This is a genomic window from Streptomyces yokosukanensis (assembly GCF_001514035.1).
In the GTDB taxonomy this organism is placed as follows: domain Bacteria; phylum Actinomycetota; class Actinomycetes; order Streptomycetales; family Streptomycetaceae; genus Streptomyces; species Streptomyces yokosukanensis.
The window spans coordinates 111,140-128,126 of sequence record NZ_KQ948209.1; the positions used below are offsets into that span (position 1 = coordinate 111,140).

The window sequence follows — 16,987 nt, forward strand, 5'->3', positions numbered from 1 at the left end:
TAGATGAGTGTGGACACCAGAACACCCCGCACACCCACGGGGGACCGCTCGTCGGGATTCCAGTCCGGGTCCGACGACGCTCCCGCGCTGAGCATGGTGAAGGTGCCGAGCGATCCGGCGCAGGTCATCGTCAACCACCCCAGTTTCCGCGTGCAGCTGGGCCCGTCGGCGAAACGCACCCAATCCCCGCGGATCGCCCGGCATCTGAGCGCCGCCCCGGACTCCGCCCGGATGCCCGTCGTGGGCACCGCCGGCCGCCGCCGCCCCGTCGTGTGGAGCGGCAAGTCCGCCCCTGACGACACCGGCGCACACCGCCTCCTCCAGGCCGTGCGGGGCAGCAGCGTCCGCCACGCCGAAGAGCCCAAGCCCGGCGCCACCCAGGTCATCCCGCGCGTCGAGACCGGCTACGCGGACACCTACGACGGACTCGACCAGACGGTCGAGACCCCGGTCGTGGGCCACCAGCGCACCGCCCCCGACGACACCGACGGCACCCGCCTGCTGCCACACATGCGTAACGTCGGCGGCGCCTACGACGACCCCCCCTACACGGACACCGGCTTCGCGTCGTACGACGGCTACGACAGCTACGAGGACTTCGACGACTACGCCGACTCCTCCGACCCCGACGACCCGCACCCCGCCCGCCGTCACGGCGACGACCCGGCCCGGCACGCCTACTACCCCGGCCGCCGGATGAACCTCGGCGTCGTCCTCCTCCCGCTCCGCGTCTTCCTCGGCTTCATCTCCATCTACGCCGGCATGGGCAAGCTGTGCGACCCCGTCTACTTCGACGGCGGCAAGCGCGGCTCGATGGTCAAGTGGCTCAACACCCTGCACCCGTGGGACGTCGCCGAACCGCTGCGCCAGGTCGCCCTGCACCACCCGGTCGGCTCCGGGCTGGTCATCGCCTTCCTCCAGGTGGTCGTCGGCGTCATGACCGTCCTCGGCTGCTGGCAGCGCGTGGCCGCCGTCGTCGGCGCCCTGCTCTCCGCCGCCCTGATCGTCACGGTCAGCTGGAAGACGGTCCCCGCCTACGACGCCCCCGACATCATCTACCTCGCCGCCTGGTCCCCGCTGATCATCGCCGGCGCCCCCGTCTACTCCGTGGACGGCCGTCTCGCCGCCAGCGCCTGGCGCCGCCTCGGCCCCCGCGCCGACATCTGGGACCTGCGCCACTACGTCCTGCGCCGCGGCGCCCTGATCACGGTCGTCACGGTCGGTCTCACCCTGCTCGTCGGCTCCCTGCTCGGCGGCGCCGTACGCGACTCCAGCCGTGTGGTCGTCCCCGGCCCCGGCGAGGCCCCCCGCAACGACCTCCCGGGCACGCCGGTCCCGCAGGGACCCGGCCAGCGGCACAAGCAGAGCCCGTCGGCCTCCGGCTCGCCCACGGGCGGAGCCACCGCCGGCGCCAGCCCGTCCGGCGCGGCGGCGACCCCGGGCGCCACCCGGTCCGCCGGTGGTACGACCACGACGCCCAGCCAGACCCAGGGCACCATGGGCCAGACCTCGCCCCGTCAGTCCTCCCCGTCCGGCGGTGTCCCGAGCACGACGGCCGGCCCGACGAGCACCGGCGGCTCCCAGGCCGGCGGCGGCACGTCCTCGAGCGGTACGGGCGGCTCCTCGTCCTCCGGCGAGTCGGGCCTGGTGGGCGGCCTGCTGGGCTGACCGCGCGCCACATGAGAGGGCCCCGTACCGGTCGCGGTACGGGGCCTTTTCGGTGCTACCGTCCGAGCGTCGCCAACTCCTTGGCCGCCTCGGTCAGGTCCTTGGCCGTGTCGATGGCCCGCCAGTAGGCACCCTGAGGAATCGGGAAGCCGAAGAGCCGCTCCTCCCGGGCCAACCGGGGAAACGTGGTCCGCTCGTGATCCCCCCGCTCGGGCAGCAGATCGGCGAACTCGGGCGAGAACACGTACACGCCCGCGTTGATCTCGAACGTCGACGGCGGAGCCTCGATGAAGTCGGTGATGTGCCCGAACCCGTCGGTCCTGACCGCGCCCCACGGGATCCGCGGCCGGGCCAGGGCCAGGGTCGCGACCGCGTCCCGCTCGCTGTGGAAGTCGGCCATGTCCCGCAGGGAGAAGCGGGTCCAGATGTCGCCGTTGGTGGCGTACCAGGGCTGGTCGGGGCGGGGAAGGTGCGCGGCGGCGTACTTGAGGCCGCCGCCGCGGCCGAGGGGCTCGGTCTCCACGACGGTGGTGACCGAGACGGGCAGATCGGCCGCGTCCAGCCACTTCTGCAGGACGTCGGCGAGGTGGCCGCAGGAGACCACCACGTCGGTCACGCCTTCCTCGGCGAGCCAGGTGAGCTGATGGCCGATGATCGGAGTGCCCGTACCGGGGATCTCGACCATCGGCTTGGGCCGGTCGTCGGTGTAGGGACGCAGCCGGGAGCCCTGGCCACCGGCCAGGACCACGGCTTGAGTGGGGCGCGACGCGGCGTTGGGATGGGTCATGACCGCACTGTACGTGGCGCCCCGCTCGGGCCGGCCGGGAGCGGCACGCCTCAGCTGTGCGCGGCGAGCACGCCGGAGGCGAACGACGTGTCGCACACCGGGCGGGCGTAGGACTGGGCGCGGGAGGCGCCGTACTTGCGCACCGCGGCCTGGCCCAGGGCGCGGGCGATGGCGGTGCAGTGCCGGGCCAGCGAGGGGCGTCCGTTGACGGCCTGCTGGAGGTGGGTGAGGACGATGCCCGGGTTCTTCTCCTGGAGCTCACCCATCAGCTGGTCGCGGAGCGCGTCCTGCGGGGCGCGGGAGACCTTCTTGGCGGAGACCTCCGCCGAGGAGACGTCCGAGGCGGCCAGCAGCGAGCTCGAGGGGCTTCCCGTCCAGTTGACCCGGGTGACCGCGAGGGTCCCCGAGAGCACCAGGACGACGGGCAGGACGAGGGCGAGAGTGCGGCCGATCCGGCGGGCAGGGCCGCCCCGATGGCCGCGTCGTGTCTGCGGGATGGTGGAGTGCTTCACGCGTGTGAGCGTAGCGCGGGGTAATGATTTGGCGACATTTAGTCACCCCTTCGGGGGATGGAAAGGCGCTTCTTTCTGGGTAGGGGGTTGACGCGCCGAGCCCGAAATGATCGCTGTGCCGGGGTATATCCGGGGGTGGATGCCACACGAAAGGGGCCCTGCGGCACACCGCAGGGCCCTATTCGTCAACTTCAGTACAAACGCGCTGCTCAGTCCGAGGGATCCGAGGGATCAGTCGGAGAGGCGCTCACCCGTGGACGTCGAGAACACGTGGATCTCGCCCGGCCGCGGCACCACGTGCAGCGTGGAGCCCTTCTCCGGCACCTGGCGCCCGTTGACGCGCACGACCAGGTCCTTGACCTCGTCGCCGACCTCGGCGGAGCCGTAGACGTAGCCGTCGGCGCCCAGCTCCTCGACCACGTTCACGGAGACGGCCAGACCGGCCGGGGCGTCCGCGCTGTCCTTCGACAGGGAGGCGGCGGCACCGCCGCCCAGCTCGACCACGTCGAAGTGCTCGGGCCGGACGCCGACGGTCACTGCGCGGTCACCCTTGTCGGAGGCGGCCTTCAGGGCCTCGCGGTTGACCGGGACGACGCTGTTGCCGAACTTCACGCCGCCGTCGGTGATCGGCACCTCGACCAGGTTCATGGCGGGGGAGCCGATGAAGCCGGCGACGAAGAGGTTCGCGGGCTTGTCGTACATGTTCCGCGGCGAGTCGACCTGCTGGAGCAGACCGTCCTTGAGGACCGCCACACGGTCGCCCATCGTCATGGCCTCGACCTGGTCGTGGGTGACGTAGACGGTGGTGATGCCGAGACGGCGCTGCAGGGAGGCGATCTGCGTACGCGTCGACACACGGAGCTTGGCGTCCAGGTTGGACAGCGGCTCGTCCATGAGGAAGACCTGCGGCTCACGCACGATGGCGCGGCCCATGGCGACACGCTGGCGCTGACCGCCGGAGAGCGCCTTCGGCTTGCGGTCCAGGTACTCGGTGAGGTCGAGGATCTTCGCGGCCTCCTCGACCTTCTGCCGGATCTCCGCCTTGTTGACGCCGGCGATCTTGAGCGCGAAGCCCATGTTGTCGGCGACCGTCATGTGCGGGTAGAGGGCGTAGTTCTGGAACACCATGGCGATGTCCCGGTCCTTGGGCGGCAGATGCGTGACGTCGCGGTCACCGATGCGGATGGCGCCGCCGTTGACGTCCTCCAGGCCCGCGAGCATCCGCAGCGAGGTGGACTTTCCGCAACCCGACGGGCCGACCAGGACGAGGAACTCGCCGTCCTCGATCGCGATGTCGAGTCCGTCGACGGCGGGCTTGGTGGAACCCGGGTAGATCCGGGTCGCCTTGTCGAACGTGACAGTGGCCATGGTGATGGGCCCCCTTCTACCGGCAGGAACGTGCCGGACGATCCGTTGTAGGAAGGTGGTTGGTGTAGTCCACACGAGTGAACTGGCTCAGGACGGTACCCGCCGTTCACGCGATCTGTCAGTACCCCGGCGACGGTGAACTTCGCGGAAATTTTCGACAGAAGCCGGCCGGGACCTGGGTACACTGCACGGGCGCCCATGCGCAGGCCTCCTTAGCTCAGCTGGTCAGAGCGCCGCTCTTGTAAAGCGAAGGTCGTCGGTTCGAATCCGACAGGGGGCTCTAGCTCTACCTGCGTCAATGCCCTCACGATCCATGATCGTGAGGGCATTGACGGTAGTTCTTGACGGCAGTCCCGCCTAACGACGTCGCTTGAGCAGGCGATCCATGTGGCCCATGGCCTCTCGCCGGTCGCCGTCGCTCACGTGGGTGTAGACGTTCATCGTCACCGCGATCTGCGAGTGCCCAAGGATCTCCATCACGGTTCGAGGTGCAACGCCGGCGGCGAACAACAGTGATGCGCATCCGTGACGGGTGTCGTGCAAGCGGACCTGCGGCAGATCTGCGGACGACGCGATCCGCAGGAACGACCGATACAGGTTCCGGGGCTCGATCGGTCGACCGCTGCGTGTGGTGAACACGTGATCGCTCTCATGCCAGTCCGCGCCGGCAGCGGCACGCCGGGCCGCTTGCCGCAGACGCTGCCATCGGAGCGGCGCCACACACATCAGCGGAATCGGGATCACCCGGGCTCGCCGGTTCTTGGTGGTGTCGAGATACAGCTGCTTACCGCCGCGATTCAGCGTGGTCCGGACCGTCAGCGTCCGCCGGTCAAGATCCACATCCTTCCACTGCAACCCCAGGATCTCGCCGCGCCGCAGACCGAGCGCGACGGCGAGGACGAACGCGGTGTAGAGCGGGTCGGTCCGCGCGGCTTCCAGGAATGTCAGGGTCTCGTCCAGTGACCAGGGGTGCAGCTCGCGTGGCTCGACTCGGGGGGCGGGAACGAGCTGCACGACGTTGCGGCTGATCAGCTCCTCACGGCAGGCGGCCGTCAGGGCTGTGCGTAGCACTCGGTGCGCCTCCTTCGCGGTGGCCGCCGACGACTTCTTGGTGACTTCCGAGATCATCCGTCGGACATTCGCCGTGGTCAGTGACTCCAACCGACGGCTTCCGAGGAGGGGGACGAGGTAGAGCCGTACGTGCATTTCGTACTTGATGTACGTGGTGCGCTTCCGGTTGGGCTTGATGTGCTCTTCCAACCAGTACGGCAGCCACTCGGAGAGCTTCGCGGACCGTGAAGGCGTCGGGATCCCCTGACGGTCTCGGCGCACCAGTTCCTGACGCTTCTCGTCGCACTCCTCCCAGGTCAAGCCGTAGACCGTTTTGCGCTTGCGGGTGCCGTCAGGCTGCGGGACGTATACACGGGCCTCGAAGCGGCCGTCCTTGCGCTGCCAGATGCTGCCAGCGCCGTTGGGATTCCTCTTGTTCGGCATCAGGCCGCGTTCTCCTCGATTCGTTCTTGCATGAATGCGCGCACGCTGTCGGGGGAGACGCGGCGCGCGCGCCCGATGGTGAAGCTCGCCAACTCGCGCGAGCGGATGAGGTCGTAGACCTTGCTGCGGCTCAAGCGCAGGGCGGTCATGACTTCGGGGACGGTGAAGGCTTCGGGTGTTTCAGGCACGGCGGTGCGCACGTCGAACCTCCGAGAATTGAACGGGGCGCCTCGGCCCCCTTCTGAGAAGTCCGCTACTTCCGCTACCGCCGCTACCGCGCAGGTCAGGGGCCTGTTCGAGGTAGCGGGAGGGGGTAGCGGTAGCGGATGGGTAGCGGCTCGCGATGGTGCTTGCCGCTACCCCGTTGCTGCTGGTCAGGCCGTGTTTTCCGTGCCGGGTAGCGGAAGTAGCGGACTTTCCGGGGGAGGGGGGCAGTAGCGGGCCCACGCGTCCCGGAGGTCGGCGGCGTAATAGCCCTTGAGGACGCTCCCGGCGGTCTTGATGTTGCGAGAGGCGATCGGCTCGTTGTCGGCCGTCATGTACTCGGCGAGCATCTTGGACAGACGTCGGTTGTCGAACGGCTTGCCGTGCAGATCGGCCCAGGGGGCGTCGTCCAGGGCGTTCAGCCGGTCCAGGATGGCGACGGTGGGCAGGCGGTCGATGCCGACCATGACGTGATCGCGCAGGTCGGTCAGCAGCCGGACTCCCAGGCTGCCCTTGTCGTTGGTCTTGGAGGCTGTCACCAGAGTCACGCATGCTGTGCGGGCCCGGTCGGGCCAGTCGCCGCCGGCTGCGTCGGCGATGGCTAGGAGGGGCTCCCATACGTCGGCCGGGCGGTCGGTGACGCCGTCCGGCATGTCGGGCCAGGCGCCCATGACGAATCCACGGGCGTGTTCGGCCCACTGGGCGAGCCGGTCACGCAGCTTGTGCCCCTCTGCTTCGTGGACGCGGGCGCGGAAGGCTTCCACGCGTTCGTTGCGTGCTCGACGGCGCATTCGGATCACGATCGAGCGGGTCATGATCGTGTCGGGCAGGGAGCCAAGTCCGGCGACGGCGACGGCGCAGTACGAGGGGAACGCCTGCACGGTCTGGTTGCCTCCGTCGCCGATGCACCGGTAGGTGACACCGGTACGGCGGTGTCCGGCGTTGAGGAAGCCGCGCAGTTCCTCGTTGTCCCCTGCCTTGGGCCCGAAGATCGTGTCGATCTCGTCGAACAGAATCGTCGGGCGGCCGTTCGGATTGGACACGGACCGGAACAGCGCGGCGGCGGAGGCGTTGACGGCCGTCATCGGTTGGGGGACCAGGGTTTCCACGATCTCCAGCGAGCGGGACTTGCCCGACCCCGGTTCCGGGGACAGGAAAGCCAGGCGTGGGGTGGAGTCGAAGCAGTCGAGCAGGTGGGCGTGCGCGTCCCACAGCGCCACGGCGACGTAAGCGGCCTCGGTGGGGAAGACGTTGAACCGGCGGTGGAACGCCTCTACTTCGTTGAGCAGGGCGGCCCCGTCCATGGTGGGGGTCATGCGGCGACCCTTCCTTCCGTGTGGGATGCGGGCGAGCCGTCGCACACGAGCTTGTGCACCTCGTACTCCGTGACCAGAGCGGGGATGGTGCGCGGGCCGGTGGCGATGTTGGCCTGTCCGCAGGAGCAGGCGTAGGCGGCCCTGGGGGTGTCGCCGTAGCGCTTGGACCAGCGGGCCCCGTCCTCGTGGTCGCGATAGACCGGCGGCGCGTAGATCCGGATCCCGGGCCGCTCCGGCGTCGGGTCGGCCGGGTCGGGTGTCTGCGAGTCAGGGCGAAGGGCAGTGCGGACGCCCTGACGGGCGACGTCCTTCGGTTCGCCCACGGTCGCCGTCGGTTCGGCCGGTCGCGCGGCGTGCGGGCCGGTCGGAGTGGTGGTGATGCTCTTCAGGAGGGGGCGGGAGGGGACGCTCATGCCGTCGCCCTGCGAGCCGAGTTGTGGGCGATGGACCAGTCCAGGGCACTGCGGAGGGTCGAGCGGCACTCGGCGGCGGACAGTCCGGCCCTCTGCCCCGCCTCCTGAAGAGCCTGCTCGACCACGTGCCGGGGGAGGTCGCCCCACGCGACCAGCCGCCCCAGAGCGCGCGCCGCCCGGAACAACGAGCTTTCCCGCGCCCCGGGTTGGGCCGTGGCCACGTTCCGGGTCTCGTTGGCGAGCGCCACATCCGCATATCGGTGGGATTGCCCCGCTACGGACCCTGAGGGGGTCTCTGCGGGCTTGGGAGCGGGTTGCAGGATGGCTTGGAGCCAGAGCGGCAGAGGGGTCACTACAGGGGCGCACAGGGCTTCGTATGCCCCGGTGGGGGTGGTGCTGCCGGCGGCGACGACGTACCCGCCCCATGCCCGTGTGTCGACCGAACGGGCCACGGTCCCAGCGGTGTTGGCCAGCCGGACCCCTGCCGGGACAGCGAAGTACAGGTGCTCTCCGCCGCTCGCGGTCCGCACCCGGTAGGTATCGGGGACGGTGTGACCGGCGCGCTCGCAGAGCGCCCCAAAGGTCGCCGCGCCGTCAGGCGCGTCCGAACTGCTCTTGTCCTTGGGCACGTCCAGGTCGACGACGAGCAGACCGGACGGGCCGGTCGCGATCCCGACGTTGAACGGGGCCCGCGACCAGGCCGCGCGGATGCGGTCCGGGTCGGTGGTCGCGCGCTGCTCCCACTTGCGGTGTCCGGCCGCGCATTCCCCGGTGCCGGGGCAGGACGTCTCTCCGTGCAGGGCGGGGGGCTTGCCGCCGGGCCGGAGGGGGAAGACGTGCCAGCCGCGTCCGGCCGCGTCCAGGGCGGCCCGCAACAGATGCTCGCTCATGCCGCCACTCCCAGGTCACTGGTCGTCAGGTGGGCGAGAGCGGCGCGGCCGATGTGGTGGGCGTAGGCGGGCGGGATGCACTCGCGGATGCCATCGCGGTTCATCCACGGCACTCCGAGGACACGGCGGGCGAGGGGGACGCCGGAGAAGTTGCCGACGAACTGCCCGTAGTGACCGGGCGGGACGGGACGGCCCATCTTGGCCTGCGGCACCAGGTGCGCCGGGTGCTGCGGCTGGTCGAGAGTGAAGCCGCCGCCGGTCTCGAAGTACCGGTGCCGGTAGTTCTCCAGGCCGACCATCTGTCCGCACAGCATTACCGGAGTACGCAGCTTGGGCAGCGCGCCGCCAACGTTCTCCATCACCCACGGGCGCCCGGTTGTCTCCAGCGCCGTGCGGGTGGGGGCGATCAGGTCGGGGTGGGTGTTGCCCTGGATGCGCTGGCAGGCGGTGTCGTGCTGGCAGGGCGGGGAGCCATGGATGAAGTCGAACTCTGCGCCGTGTTCGAGGACGAACGCGATGGCGTCCGCCTGCACAAACCGGAACGGGTAGCGCGGCTGGGGGTCCTTGTCGACGCCGGTCACGTCGAACCCGGCGTCGGTGTAGCCCTTGCCGGCGCCGCCCTGGCAGCAGTACAAGTCCAGCAGGCGCGGCCGTCGGCCATGCGCCCGCCGGATGGGGAGGGAGTGTGTCATGCCCCGTTGCCCCCGTTCGTCAGCAGGTGGTGCAGGTGGGCGTGGTAGGCGTCCATCGCGGTGTCGAACGCGGTGGGGTCGGGGCTGTCGAGCGCGGCGAGCAGGGCGGCGGCCTCGGGGCAGGGGCCGGGGTCGGGAATGCCGTCCAGGTCCCGGAGCAGGGCACCGAGCAAGAAGCGGGCAAGGTGCGGGTCCAGCTCGAAACGGTGCTCCGTCACGACGTACGGCGCCGTCACGGTGAGCAGGGACAGAACGGTGCTGCCGTCGGGCCGCGTCTCGGTGCGGAAGTTGATGGCCTGCGGGGGAGCGTCGACCGCTCGCCCGATGTGGGCGGGATGAGTCATCCTGGATGTCTCCAGTTCCTTGGTTGGTCCTGGTGGGACAAGGGCGGCCCCGGTTCTTTGGCGAGATGCGGGGGCCGCCCTTGGCGTAGCTAGAACGGTGGTTCGCTGCTGTGGCCGCCGGTGGCCCACGGGTCGCGGCCGTCGTTGCGGCGACGCAGACACCGGGGCCGGTGTGGGAGCGGCAGCAGGGTCACGGACCACGACGTCCAGCAACCGCAGAACTCCCACTCACTACCGGCCCACTCGCCGGTCTCGTAGTCCCCGTAGTGGTGCTCGATGCCGCCGATGCCCTCACGGTCGGGGCAGTCGGGGCGGGGCGTGTCGGTCAGGATCAGCCGGTTGCGGGGCAGCGCGGTGCGCCAGATACGCAGCCTGAGCATGGGGTCCTCCTTGTCAGCTGTAGAACTTGTTCCGCTTGATCACGGCCTTGCGGATGTTGACCGTCGTCCCCTCGCGATGGCCGCCGGCGCTGAAGACCTGCACGGCGATCCATCCGCCGAAGATGACGGCGGCGAGGATGATGAGCTGGTGGATGAAGGCAGCGAGTGCGGCGATGAACGAGGTGAGCAGGATCAGTCCGCCGCACACGGCGAGGAATCCCACCCCTCCCAGAGCGACGTTGACGGCCGCGCGGGAGACGGCCGGCTTCGAGGCGACCGGTTCGGGCTTGGCGGGCTCGATGGCGTAGCCGGTGACGACCCTCCCGTCGGGCAGGACGATGCTCGCCACGGTCGGGACGTTGCCCGGCTGGACCGGAACGATCGCCGCGGCAAGGGGTACGGCGGGGGTGATGAGGGTGGGCTGGTGGACTTCCACGGCCTGCGCAGCGGGCACGCGGCGGGCATGTTCGGGGTACATGCGGAATCCCTTCCGGGCGTGGGTCAGGGAGGCGGATGCATCCCCTGTCAGGGGCGCTGTGGAGGGGGTTTCGAGGGTCTGACCTGGGGCGCCTCCCTGCCTCCCTGAACGATCATTTGTGCAGGTCAGGGCCATGGAGGCGGGCCAGGGAGGGGGTAAGGGAGTTCTCCCTGCCTCCCTGACCCGGCACCGGTCGCCTCCCTGGTTCACGAGGCGGAAGCGGAACCGTCCGTGTCACGGTTGGTAAGGGCGTGCAAGACGCGGTCACGGGCGACGACCATGACGCCGTCGGACTTGTACGGCTCGGCGCCGGCGTCGTCCAGGACGCGCTTGAGGTCGAGGAACGACCAGCCGCCGTAGGCGCTCTCGTTGAGCATCGCGAGCCGCTTGAGTACGTCCTTCGTGCGGACCCGTACGTCGGTGCCGATCATGGCCGCGATGTCGGCGAGCGGGTCGTGCTCCTCGGCTCGGTCGATGGCGTGCAGGGTGGTGACGCCGTCCCGCAAAGCCTTGGCGCGGTCGGTGACGGCCTTGGCCGCATCGTCGTCGATGTAGTGCGTGCGCACCGTGATGGACGACTGCCCCGCGGGGATGTCGATGCCGGAGGACGCGAGGACCAAGGTGCCCTGGTCCAGGCCGGGACGCAGCAGGTTGGGTGCGGCCCCGCCGTCGACGGCCTTGTCTCCCAGCGCCATGCGGGCCTGCGACTCTGTACCGAGCGCGAGCGAGGCCCGGGTGTGGGCGCCCTCGCGTACGAGCTTGGGCAGGTTCTCGTTCGTCGGGTCCTGGGTGCCCTGCCACATCAGGACGTTCACGGCACGGCCCTGATTGTGGATCTTGCGGACGGCCATGAAATAGCGGGAGTTGGCCTTGGCGCCGCCGTACGGGCGCTTGTCCTCGTCCTTGGCCGGGCACATGAACGCGACCTGGGCTTCGTCGACCAGCACGATCAGCGGCGGGAAGACGGTTCCGGGCGGGGCCTGGATCCGGCGGTTCATCTCGTCCACGGCGCCCTCGACCATTTCCGTGACCTGGATGACGTGCTCGTCGGTCGGGCCCTGGATCAGAGTGTCGGCAAGACCGTCGAACATCGCCCAGTCGCCCACGCCCTTGAGGTCACCCATCAGGAACTGCACCGACTTGTCCAGCGCCAGCCACAACGCGAGGGAGCGCAGGGCCACGGTCTTGCCCTGGTTGGACAGACCCGTGATGAGCAGGTGGCGCTGATACAGGCTCAGCGCGGCAGCATCCCCGCGCAGGTCCTGGCCCCACGGGGCCCTGCCGGTCTTGTAGTTCGCCGTCATCGTCTCGTCGGTGACCAGCGGGGACGGGCCGATCGGCTCGTCCAGCGCGCCGGAGTCGGCCACCCACAGCCGCACCGTGCGGGCCGCCTGCGGGATAGTGATGAACACCTCGTGCTCATGCCGGGTCAGGTTCTCCGCCAGCTTGCGGCGCCGGTTCTGCACCTCGATCGTCGACACCCCAGACGGCAAAGTGACGTCGACCTCGACGCCGCATCCGGCGATCGTGATCGGACCCAGCATGGATGCGCCGGCGTCGCCCATCTCCTTGATGGCGTTGCGCAGCGCGGGCACCCCGAGGTCGCGCAGGGCCTTGACGACGATGGACGGGGTGATCGGCTCCCCCTCGCCTGAGCGGACGCTTGCCGGCAGTGCCCACTGGGGTGCGGCCTGCTGGTGGGCGCCGACCGACCACAGGGCCAGCAGTGCGAGGAGCGGGCCGATCGTGATCGCGGGCCCCCACACCACCTGGACGATGGTGATCATCAGGTTGATGAACTTGATGACCGCCATCAGCGGCGTGACGACCTCGGTGGCGTCCTTCGTGGCGATCGCCATCACGACACCCAGCAGCACCAGAGAGCCGACACCCATACCGACGCTGACGGCCGCACCCTTCGCGGCGTCTAGCGGGGAGTGCAGCAGATCCATGCGGCGGCGGTGGCGGGCCTCGCGGTAGCGCTGCCCGCGCTCTTCCCACTCGGCAGCCGCCTCGTGGTTCCCTGCGGCTTCCGCCGCACGCAGCATCCGCTCGTAGCGGGCGGCGGTGCGGCCGTCCCAGGTGCGACGGGCCGCGATCCGGGCCCCGCCGGCCACGTAGAGGGTGTGCCGGGCGACCGCGCGGGCGGTGGTCCGGGTCGTCTCGTGGGTGACGAAGGTCTTGACGGCGCGGCCGGAGCGCACCCACAACGGCAGCATCGACGCCGCCGGTTCGGCCGACGGGTCGGTGACGAGAGTCAGTGTCGCCCCCTCATCAGCGGGAGAGCCGGTGGGCTCGCGGTCGGTGGTCTTGTAGAGGTGAACCACGTTCTCGGTCATGCTGGGACTGCTCCTGACTGCCCTGATCGGGGCGGGAGTTGAGGGAACACCGAGGCGGCCGGGTCCGTGGCAGGGACGGCCGCCCCGGCATTCGAGGCGTACGGGCCGCGTGTCAGGCGGTGGGAAGAGCGCGTGGCGGGAGCGTGGTCACCACCAGCCCGACGACTTCTTGGCGGCCTTGGCCTGCGCGTTCTCGGTCACGAGACGCTGGCGTTCGGTGTTCAGCGCGGTGAGTTCGGCAATGAGCCGCATCTCGGCCGAGTTGAACAAGTTGTCGATCTTGTTGTCCGCGCGGGCGGTGCCGTTGCCCCGGTGGAGGCTGTAGGCGCCACCGGCGGCGGCCCGCAGGATCGCGCGCCGCTCGTGGCCTTCCAGCGGCCACATCTCCTGGTTGTGCACCGCGTTCAGCTTGCGTTCGGTCTGCTGGATCGCCTTGTCCAGGCGGCGGATGTCGGACTTGGTCATGTCAGTCCTTCGCTCAGGCGGTCGGGAGGGTGGGGTCGCAGGGCTCGCACAGGCCGGTCGAGGTGCGCACGACGTAGCCGACGTCCTTGCGGCACGCGGTGCAGATCCGGCGGGGGCGCATCATCGCTTCGTGCGCCCGCCAGCGAGCCGGCGTCATCGGGCGAACGGGCTTGGCCAGGTCGACGCGGTAGAGGTAGGCGATGGCGATGCCGCGCGGGTAGCGCCACATCACCTGCGCCGCCACCTCCTGACCGCCCGGCCGCAGGCCACGCGCCCGCAGTTGCCGACGCGTGGCGAGCCCGTCCGGGGCCAGGTGCAGGGGGTAGGTGGGGATGCCGTACTTGGCGCCGTCGGGGTCCCAGAAACGGGCGCTCACGAGGCGACCGCCCCGGAGTCACCGCCCGCAGCGCGTTCGGCGAGCAGCGCATCCCGCAGCGTTCGGGCGTTGGCTGGGGAGACGTGCAGTTCCCGGCGGATCCGCTCCCCGGTGAGGTGGATCTGTGGCCAGTCGGCCGTCAGGGTCCGGGCCTCTTCGAGGAGCTGTTCCGGAGTGCGCTTCACCCGGGGGGCCTTCGCCGCTTCCGGCACCCGGAACGTGGCCCGGACCGGGCGGGTCGACTCGGCCGCCACCGGCCGCCCCGATCGGATCGACCCCGCCGGAGTCGATCCGATCGGGGCGGTGAGAGCCGGGACGGGCTTGAGCGGGAGACTCGACTTCCCAGCGTCGGCCGGGATCGGATCGGGCACCAGCAGGCGGGTCAGTGTGACTGCGAGGGGGGTCGATTCCGGCACGTCAGCCGTAGACCGAATCCTCTTGTTCTGGGTCGATTCCTCCATACTTGCGGAATCGGGGTCGGCCGGGTCGATCCAGGGGTCCAGGGGCGCCGGAACCGGCTCGATCGGGCCCCACACCGGCAGCTCCCAGCAGAGAGCGCCACCAGGCGCGGGACGACTCGCCACACTGGCCAGCGCCCGGCCGGTGTCCTCACCGGCACGCGCCCTCTCCAGCTCCGACCACGCCTCCGAGAGGGTCTTGGCGGTCTTGGCCTGGACGCGGGCGACGCGGGCACCGGCACCGGTGACCGCAGTCAGCCGGGTCTCCTCGGTGACGGCTTCCGCCTGCAGTCGGGCGCGGTCGACGGCTGCCTTGTCGCGCGCCTCCTGCTGGATGCCCCGGATGGACTCCAGGGCAGTCGGGGTGAGGGCGGTGCGCTCCCACAGCCCGTGGACCAGCCACAGGGCCTTCGCGGCGACGGGGAGCCAGGCCACGGCCAGCCACACGGCGGCACTGTCGACGGTGAGCGCATGCGCCACCAGCACGCCGGCCGCGATGAGACCGAAGCACCAGCCGACACCGGTCACGACGCGGGAGTGATCGCCCTGCGCGGCGAGACGGCGCTCGTAGGCGAGGGTGGCCAGCCATCCGCCATCGATCCCCAGACCGACGACTAGCGCGACCGGCCACGGCACCGCCCGACCCAGCCACATCACCACCACGGCCAGGGTCAACACCATCGACACCGCCGTCATCGCGACAGCGGGCAACACCGTCTTGGCCCTCATGCCGCACCGCCCTCGAACGGCGCGTTGGGCAGGCCGGTCAGTGCAGAGATCTCGTCGCCGGTCAGCACGGTGTGTTCGTTCATGGCGTGCGCCACGGTGCGGATCTCAGGCCAGAGATAGCCGACCTTCCGGGAAGCCATCCCACGGACCATGCCCCACGACTTTCCGCCGTGCGGCACGTGATCGATCCCCAGGCAGTGGCCGTACTCGGTCAGTACATCTACGGCCTGGTCGCGGTCATGGTCGGCCGCGCAAGCCGCGGCACGCTCCGGGGTCCACAGGCCGTAGGCCATCAGGTACCGCACCTGGGCGACCTGACCGGCCGCGGCCTGCGCGGCGAAGCGCCAGAGATGGAAAGACGCCTGAGCTTGAACGTCCGTACGCCCGGTGACCCGCGATACCCCCGGCTCAGGGATCCAAGCGATCACCTGACTTGTGAGGACACGCATGCCGTAGGCCAACGCCAGGACCGCGTGACCCGCCTCGTGGAAGGCCGTGCCGAGCCGCGCCTGTTCGTAGGTGAGGTTCGTTGCGCTCGGGGTGCGCTCCCGTCCCTGGTGGTCCAGCAGTTCCGAAGCGGCCGGAGCAACGGGCGACGGGGCCGGAATCACTGCGCTCATGCCGCACCGCCCGGCAGGCTCGCCGTGGCCGTGCGGTTGGCCAGCGTCGCCCGCTCGGCCAGCACCCGGCGGCGGGCCCGGCGGATCCGGCGGGCGTCCAGCTCGTTCGGGGTGCGGTCCAGGGTGATGATCTGCGCGTCCAGCAGGTCGACCTCCGCCAGGATCAGCGGCATCTCCTGCTCGATCGCGTCCAGTTCCGCGCTGGTGGGTTCGATCCAGTCCGCGAACGCGGTAACAGCGTCCTGAACAGTGACGATGTGGTCCATTGGGTCGTGGTTCCTCTCACAGGTGGAACGGCCCGACAGCACCCCCGGGGCTGCAACTCCGGGGGTGCACGCCGTTTGATGAGAAGGCCGCGCCGATGCGCGGCGTGGGGATGTCAGACAGTGGCGATGACCAGCGCCGCGACGAACAGCCACAGGTGGTGGAAGGACTGGTCTGTCGACTGCACCGCCTGGTGCGGGGCGTCGGGTTGGGAGGTCAGTGGCCGAGCCGCCGTGGGTCTTGGTCGCGACCGGTGGACAAGGCGGCCTCGAACCGCTGTTTGCGGTCCTCCTGGACCGTGGTTAGGAACCGGTCGAGGGTCCCGGGGGCTTCCTCGTCACGAGCGGTGGCCTCCTGCAGGCGCCGGTAGAGGTCGGCGTCCAGCGCGGCCAGGAGTTCCTCGCTGCGACTACTGCGGGTCACGATCTTGTCCTGTGCTGCCTTGAGGATGTCGGCGTGATCGAACGCGAGCCGTGCGGGCAGGGTGCCCAGCGGCCACCAACGGGCGGTGCGGGCGTCGTCCCCCGCCGCGATGGGTGTTCCGACGGGAACGACGGCGAGGTAGGCGACGGTGACGTACCGGCCGCGCGGGTCGCGGCCGGGCTGGTCCCAGGCGCCGAGCTGGTGCAGGTCCCCGGCGGTCACGTGCACACCGGTCTCCTCCTTCAGCTCCCGGACGGCCGCGTCGAGACTGGTCTCTCCGAGGTCGACGTGCCCGCCGGGGAGCGCCCAATGACCCTCGTAGGGGTCCCAACCGCGCTCGATCAGCAGCACGTGCCAGTCGGGGGTGACGATCACGATGTCTGCGGTGTAGCGGATGGTCTCGAGGGTCTCGGTCATGGCGGATCTCTCCTGGTCTGGTGATGAACCATGGGCGGCGGAGGCGGAACAGCAGGGGCCGTCAGACAGCGGCGATGATGAGGGCCGGAGATCCGGCGCGGCGGGCTGTCCTGTCCGGGAGTGCCGCCGCGTCCGGGGATGAAGGCCAACGCCGCACGTCACGGCAGGCCTAGTGACCCCGGGCGGAAGTCGATTCCGCGCCCTCACGGCTAGATACCGGGGCCGACGGTCGTCACCCGGCCGTCACGGGGACGGGGTCAAGCCCCGTCGATCTCAAAGCACCCTGTTGAGTTCTCAAGGAACTGGCGCTTCCTTCGTACTCACCCCTGCGGGGCTTTCCTCCGGGCGCT

At 70.1% G+C, this 16,987-nt stretch carries 18 protein-coding genes, 1 tRNA gene and 2 pseudogenes; 2 read left to right on the forward strand and 19 right to left on the reverse strand.

All coding sequences use genetic code 11. The annotated features are described in order from the left end of the window. Positions 1-3 precede the first annotated feature (3 nt). Positions 4-1,668: a DoxX family protein gene (locus tag AQI95_RS10345; protein WP_208614126.1), complete on the forward strand. Its 1,665-nt coding sequence runs from the start codon at positions 4-6 to the stop codon at positions 1,666-1,668. Between the two features lie 55 nt (positions 1,669-1,723). On the opposite strand, the gene AQI95_RS10350 is transcribed toward AQI95_RS10345, so the two are convergent. The 3 genes from AQI95_RS10350 to msiK form a co-directional block, all read right to left on the reverse strand. Then, a complete protein-coding gene (locus AQI95_RS10350; RefSeq protein ID WP_067120669.1) occupies positions 1,724-2,455 on the reverse strand; it encodes a nucleotidyltransferase family protein in 732 nt (243 codons plus the stop codon). A gap of 50 nt (positions 2,456-2,505) precedes the next feature. Beyond that, positions 2,506-2,967 carry a hypothetical protein gene (locus AQI95_RS10355; protein ID WP_067120671.1) on the reverse strand — a complete coding sequence of 154 codons (462 nt, stop codon included), beginning with the start codon at positions 2,965-2,967 and terminating at the stop codon, positions 2,506-2,508. Between the two features lie 231 nt (positions 2,968-3,198). After that, positions 3,199-4,335 (reverse strand): diacetylchitobiose ABC transporter ATP-binding protein MsiK, encoded by a 1,137-nt coding sequence (msiK, locus tag AQI95_RS10360; RefSeq protein WP_067120673.1) that lies wholly within the window; start codon positions 4,333-4,335, stop codon positions 3,199-3,201. Positions 4,336-4,541: 206 nt separating this feature from the next. On the opposite strand from msiK, the gene AQI95_RS10365 reads away from it, so the two are divergent. Continuing rightward, a tRNA-Thr gene (locus tag AQI95_RS10365) sits at positions 4,542-4,615 on the forward strand. A gap of 77 nt (positions 4,616-4,692) precedes the next feature. Here the strand turns inward: AQI95_RS10365 and AQI95_RS10370 are convergent. The 16 genes and pseudogenes from AQI95_RS10370 to AQI95_RS48895 form a co-directional block, all read right to left on the reverse strand. Further along, on the reverse strand, positions 4,693-5,829 hold the full coding sequence (locus AQI95_RS10370; RefSeq protein ID WP_067120675.1) for a tyrosine-type recombinase/integrase: 1,137 nt from the start codon (positions 5,827-5,829) through the stop codon (positions 4,693-4,695). Beyond that, on the reverse strand, positions 5,829-6,029 hold the full coding sequence (locus AQI95_RS10375) for a helix-turn-helix domain-containing protein (RefSeq protein WP_067120677.1): 201 nt from the start codon (positions 6,027-6,029) through the stop codon (positions 5,829-5,831). Before AQI95_RS10375 ends, AQI95_RS10370 begins: the two co-directional genes overlap by 1 nt. Positions 6,030-6,203: 174 nt before the next feature. Beyond that, positions 6,204-7,349 (reverse strand): DUF3631 domain-containing protein, encoded by a 1,146-nt coding sequence (locus tag AQI95_RS10380; protein WP_067120679.1) that lies wholly within the window; start codon positions 7,347-7,349, stop codon positions 6,204-6,206. Continuing rightward, positions 7,346-7,762, reverse strand: coding sequence for a hypothetical protein (locus tag AQI95_RS10385; RefSeq protein WP_244188697.1), 417 nt, complete (start codon positions 7,760-7,762; stop codon positions 7,346-7,348). The genes AQI95_RS10380 and AQI95_RS10385 overlap by 4 nt, the downstream gene beginning before the upstream one ends. After that, positions 7,759-8,652 carry a bifunctional DNA primase/polymerase gene (locus tag AQI95_RS10390; protein ID WP_067120681.1) on the reverse strand — a complete coding sequence of 298 codons (894 nt, stop codon included), beginning with the start codon at positions 8,650-8,652 and terminating at the stop codon, positions 7,759-7,761. The genes AQI95_RS10385 and AQI95_RS10390 overlap by 4 nt, the downstream gene beginning before the upstream one ends. After that, positions 8,649-9,344: a class I SAM-dependent methyltransferase gene (locus AQI95_RS10395; protein ID WP_067120683.1), complete on the reverse strand. Its 696-nt coding sequence runs from the start codon at positions 9,342-9,344 to the stop codon at positions 8,649-8,651. Before AQI95_RS10395 ends, AQI95_RS10390 begins: the two co-directional genes overlap by 4 nt. Beyond that, positions 9,341-9,688 carry a hypothetical protein gene (locus AQI95_RS10400; protein ID WP_067120685.1) on the reverse strand — a complete coding sequence of 116 codons (348 nt, stop codon included), beginning with the start codon at positions 9,686-9,688 and terminating at the stop codon, positions 9,341-9,343. The genes AQI95_RS10395 and AQI95_RS10400 overlap by 4 nt, the downstream gene beginning before the upstream one ends. A gap of 89 nt (positions 9,689-9,777) precedes the next feature. Continuing rightward, on the reverse strand, positions 9,778-10,068 hold the full coding sequence (locus AQI95_RS10405; protein ID WP_067120687.1) for a hypothetical protein: 291 nt from the start codon (positions 10,066-10,068) through the stop codon (positions 9,778-9,780). Between the two features lie 13 nt (positions 10,069-10,081). Beyond that, positions 10,082-10,546: a hypothetical protein gene (locus AQI95_RS10410; RefSeq protein WP_067120689.1), complete on the reverse strand. Its 465-nt coding sequence runs from the start codon at positions 10,544-10,546 to the stop codon at positions 10,082-10,084. Between the two features lie 206 nt (positions 10,547-10,752). Next, positions 10,753-12,885 (reverse strand): FtsK/SpoIIIE domain-containing protein, encoded by a 2,133-nt coding sequence (locus AQI95_RS10415; RefSeq protein ID WP_067120691.1) that lies wholly within the window; start codon positions 12,883-12,885, stop codon positions 10,753-10,755. 147 nt (positions 12,886-13,032) lie between these two features. Continuing rightward, the gene (locus AQI95_RS10420) at positions 13,033-13,350 is read right to left on the reverse strand and encodes a hypothetical protein (RefSeq protein ID WP_067120693.1); all 318 of its coding nucleotides are present in this window, start codon (positions 13,348-13,350) and stop codon (positions 13,033-13,035) included. Between the two features lie 13 nt (positions 13,351-13,363). Next, entirely contained in the window at positions 13,364-13,726 is a 363-nt protein-coding gene (locus AQI95_RS10425; RefSeq protein ID WP_067120695.1) for an RRQRL motif-containing zinc-binding protein, read from the reverse strand. Positions 13,727-14,232: 506 nt separating this feature from the next. Next, positions 14,233-14,913 (reverse strand): annotated as a pseudogene (locus tag AQI95_RS50105) (protein spdB); the annotation flags it as partial. Beyond that, positions 14,910-15,533 carry a hypothetical protein gene (locus AQI95_RS10435; protein ID WP_067120697.1) on the reverse strand — a complete coding sequence of 208 codons (624 nt, stop codon included), beginning with the start codon at positions 15,531-15,533 and terminating at the stop codon, positions 14,910-14,912. The pseudogene AQI95_RS50105 and the gene AQI95_RS10435, both read right to left, overlap by 4 nt. Next, complete coding sequence (locus AQI95_RS10440; RefSeq protein WP_067120699.1) at positions 15,530-15,799, reverse strand: DUF6284 family protein; 270 nt, start codon at positions 15,797-15,799, stop codon at positions 15,530-15,532. The genes AQI95_RS10435 and AQI95_RS10440 overlap by 4 nt, the downstream gene beginning before the upstream one ends. Positions 15,800-16,232: 433 nt before the next feature. Continuing rightward, positions 16,233-16,637: pseudogene (locus tag AQI95_RS48895) on the reverse strand (NUDIX domain-containing protein); the annotation flags it as partial. Between the last annotated feature and the right edge of the window lie 350 nt (positions 16,638-16,987).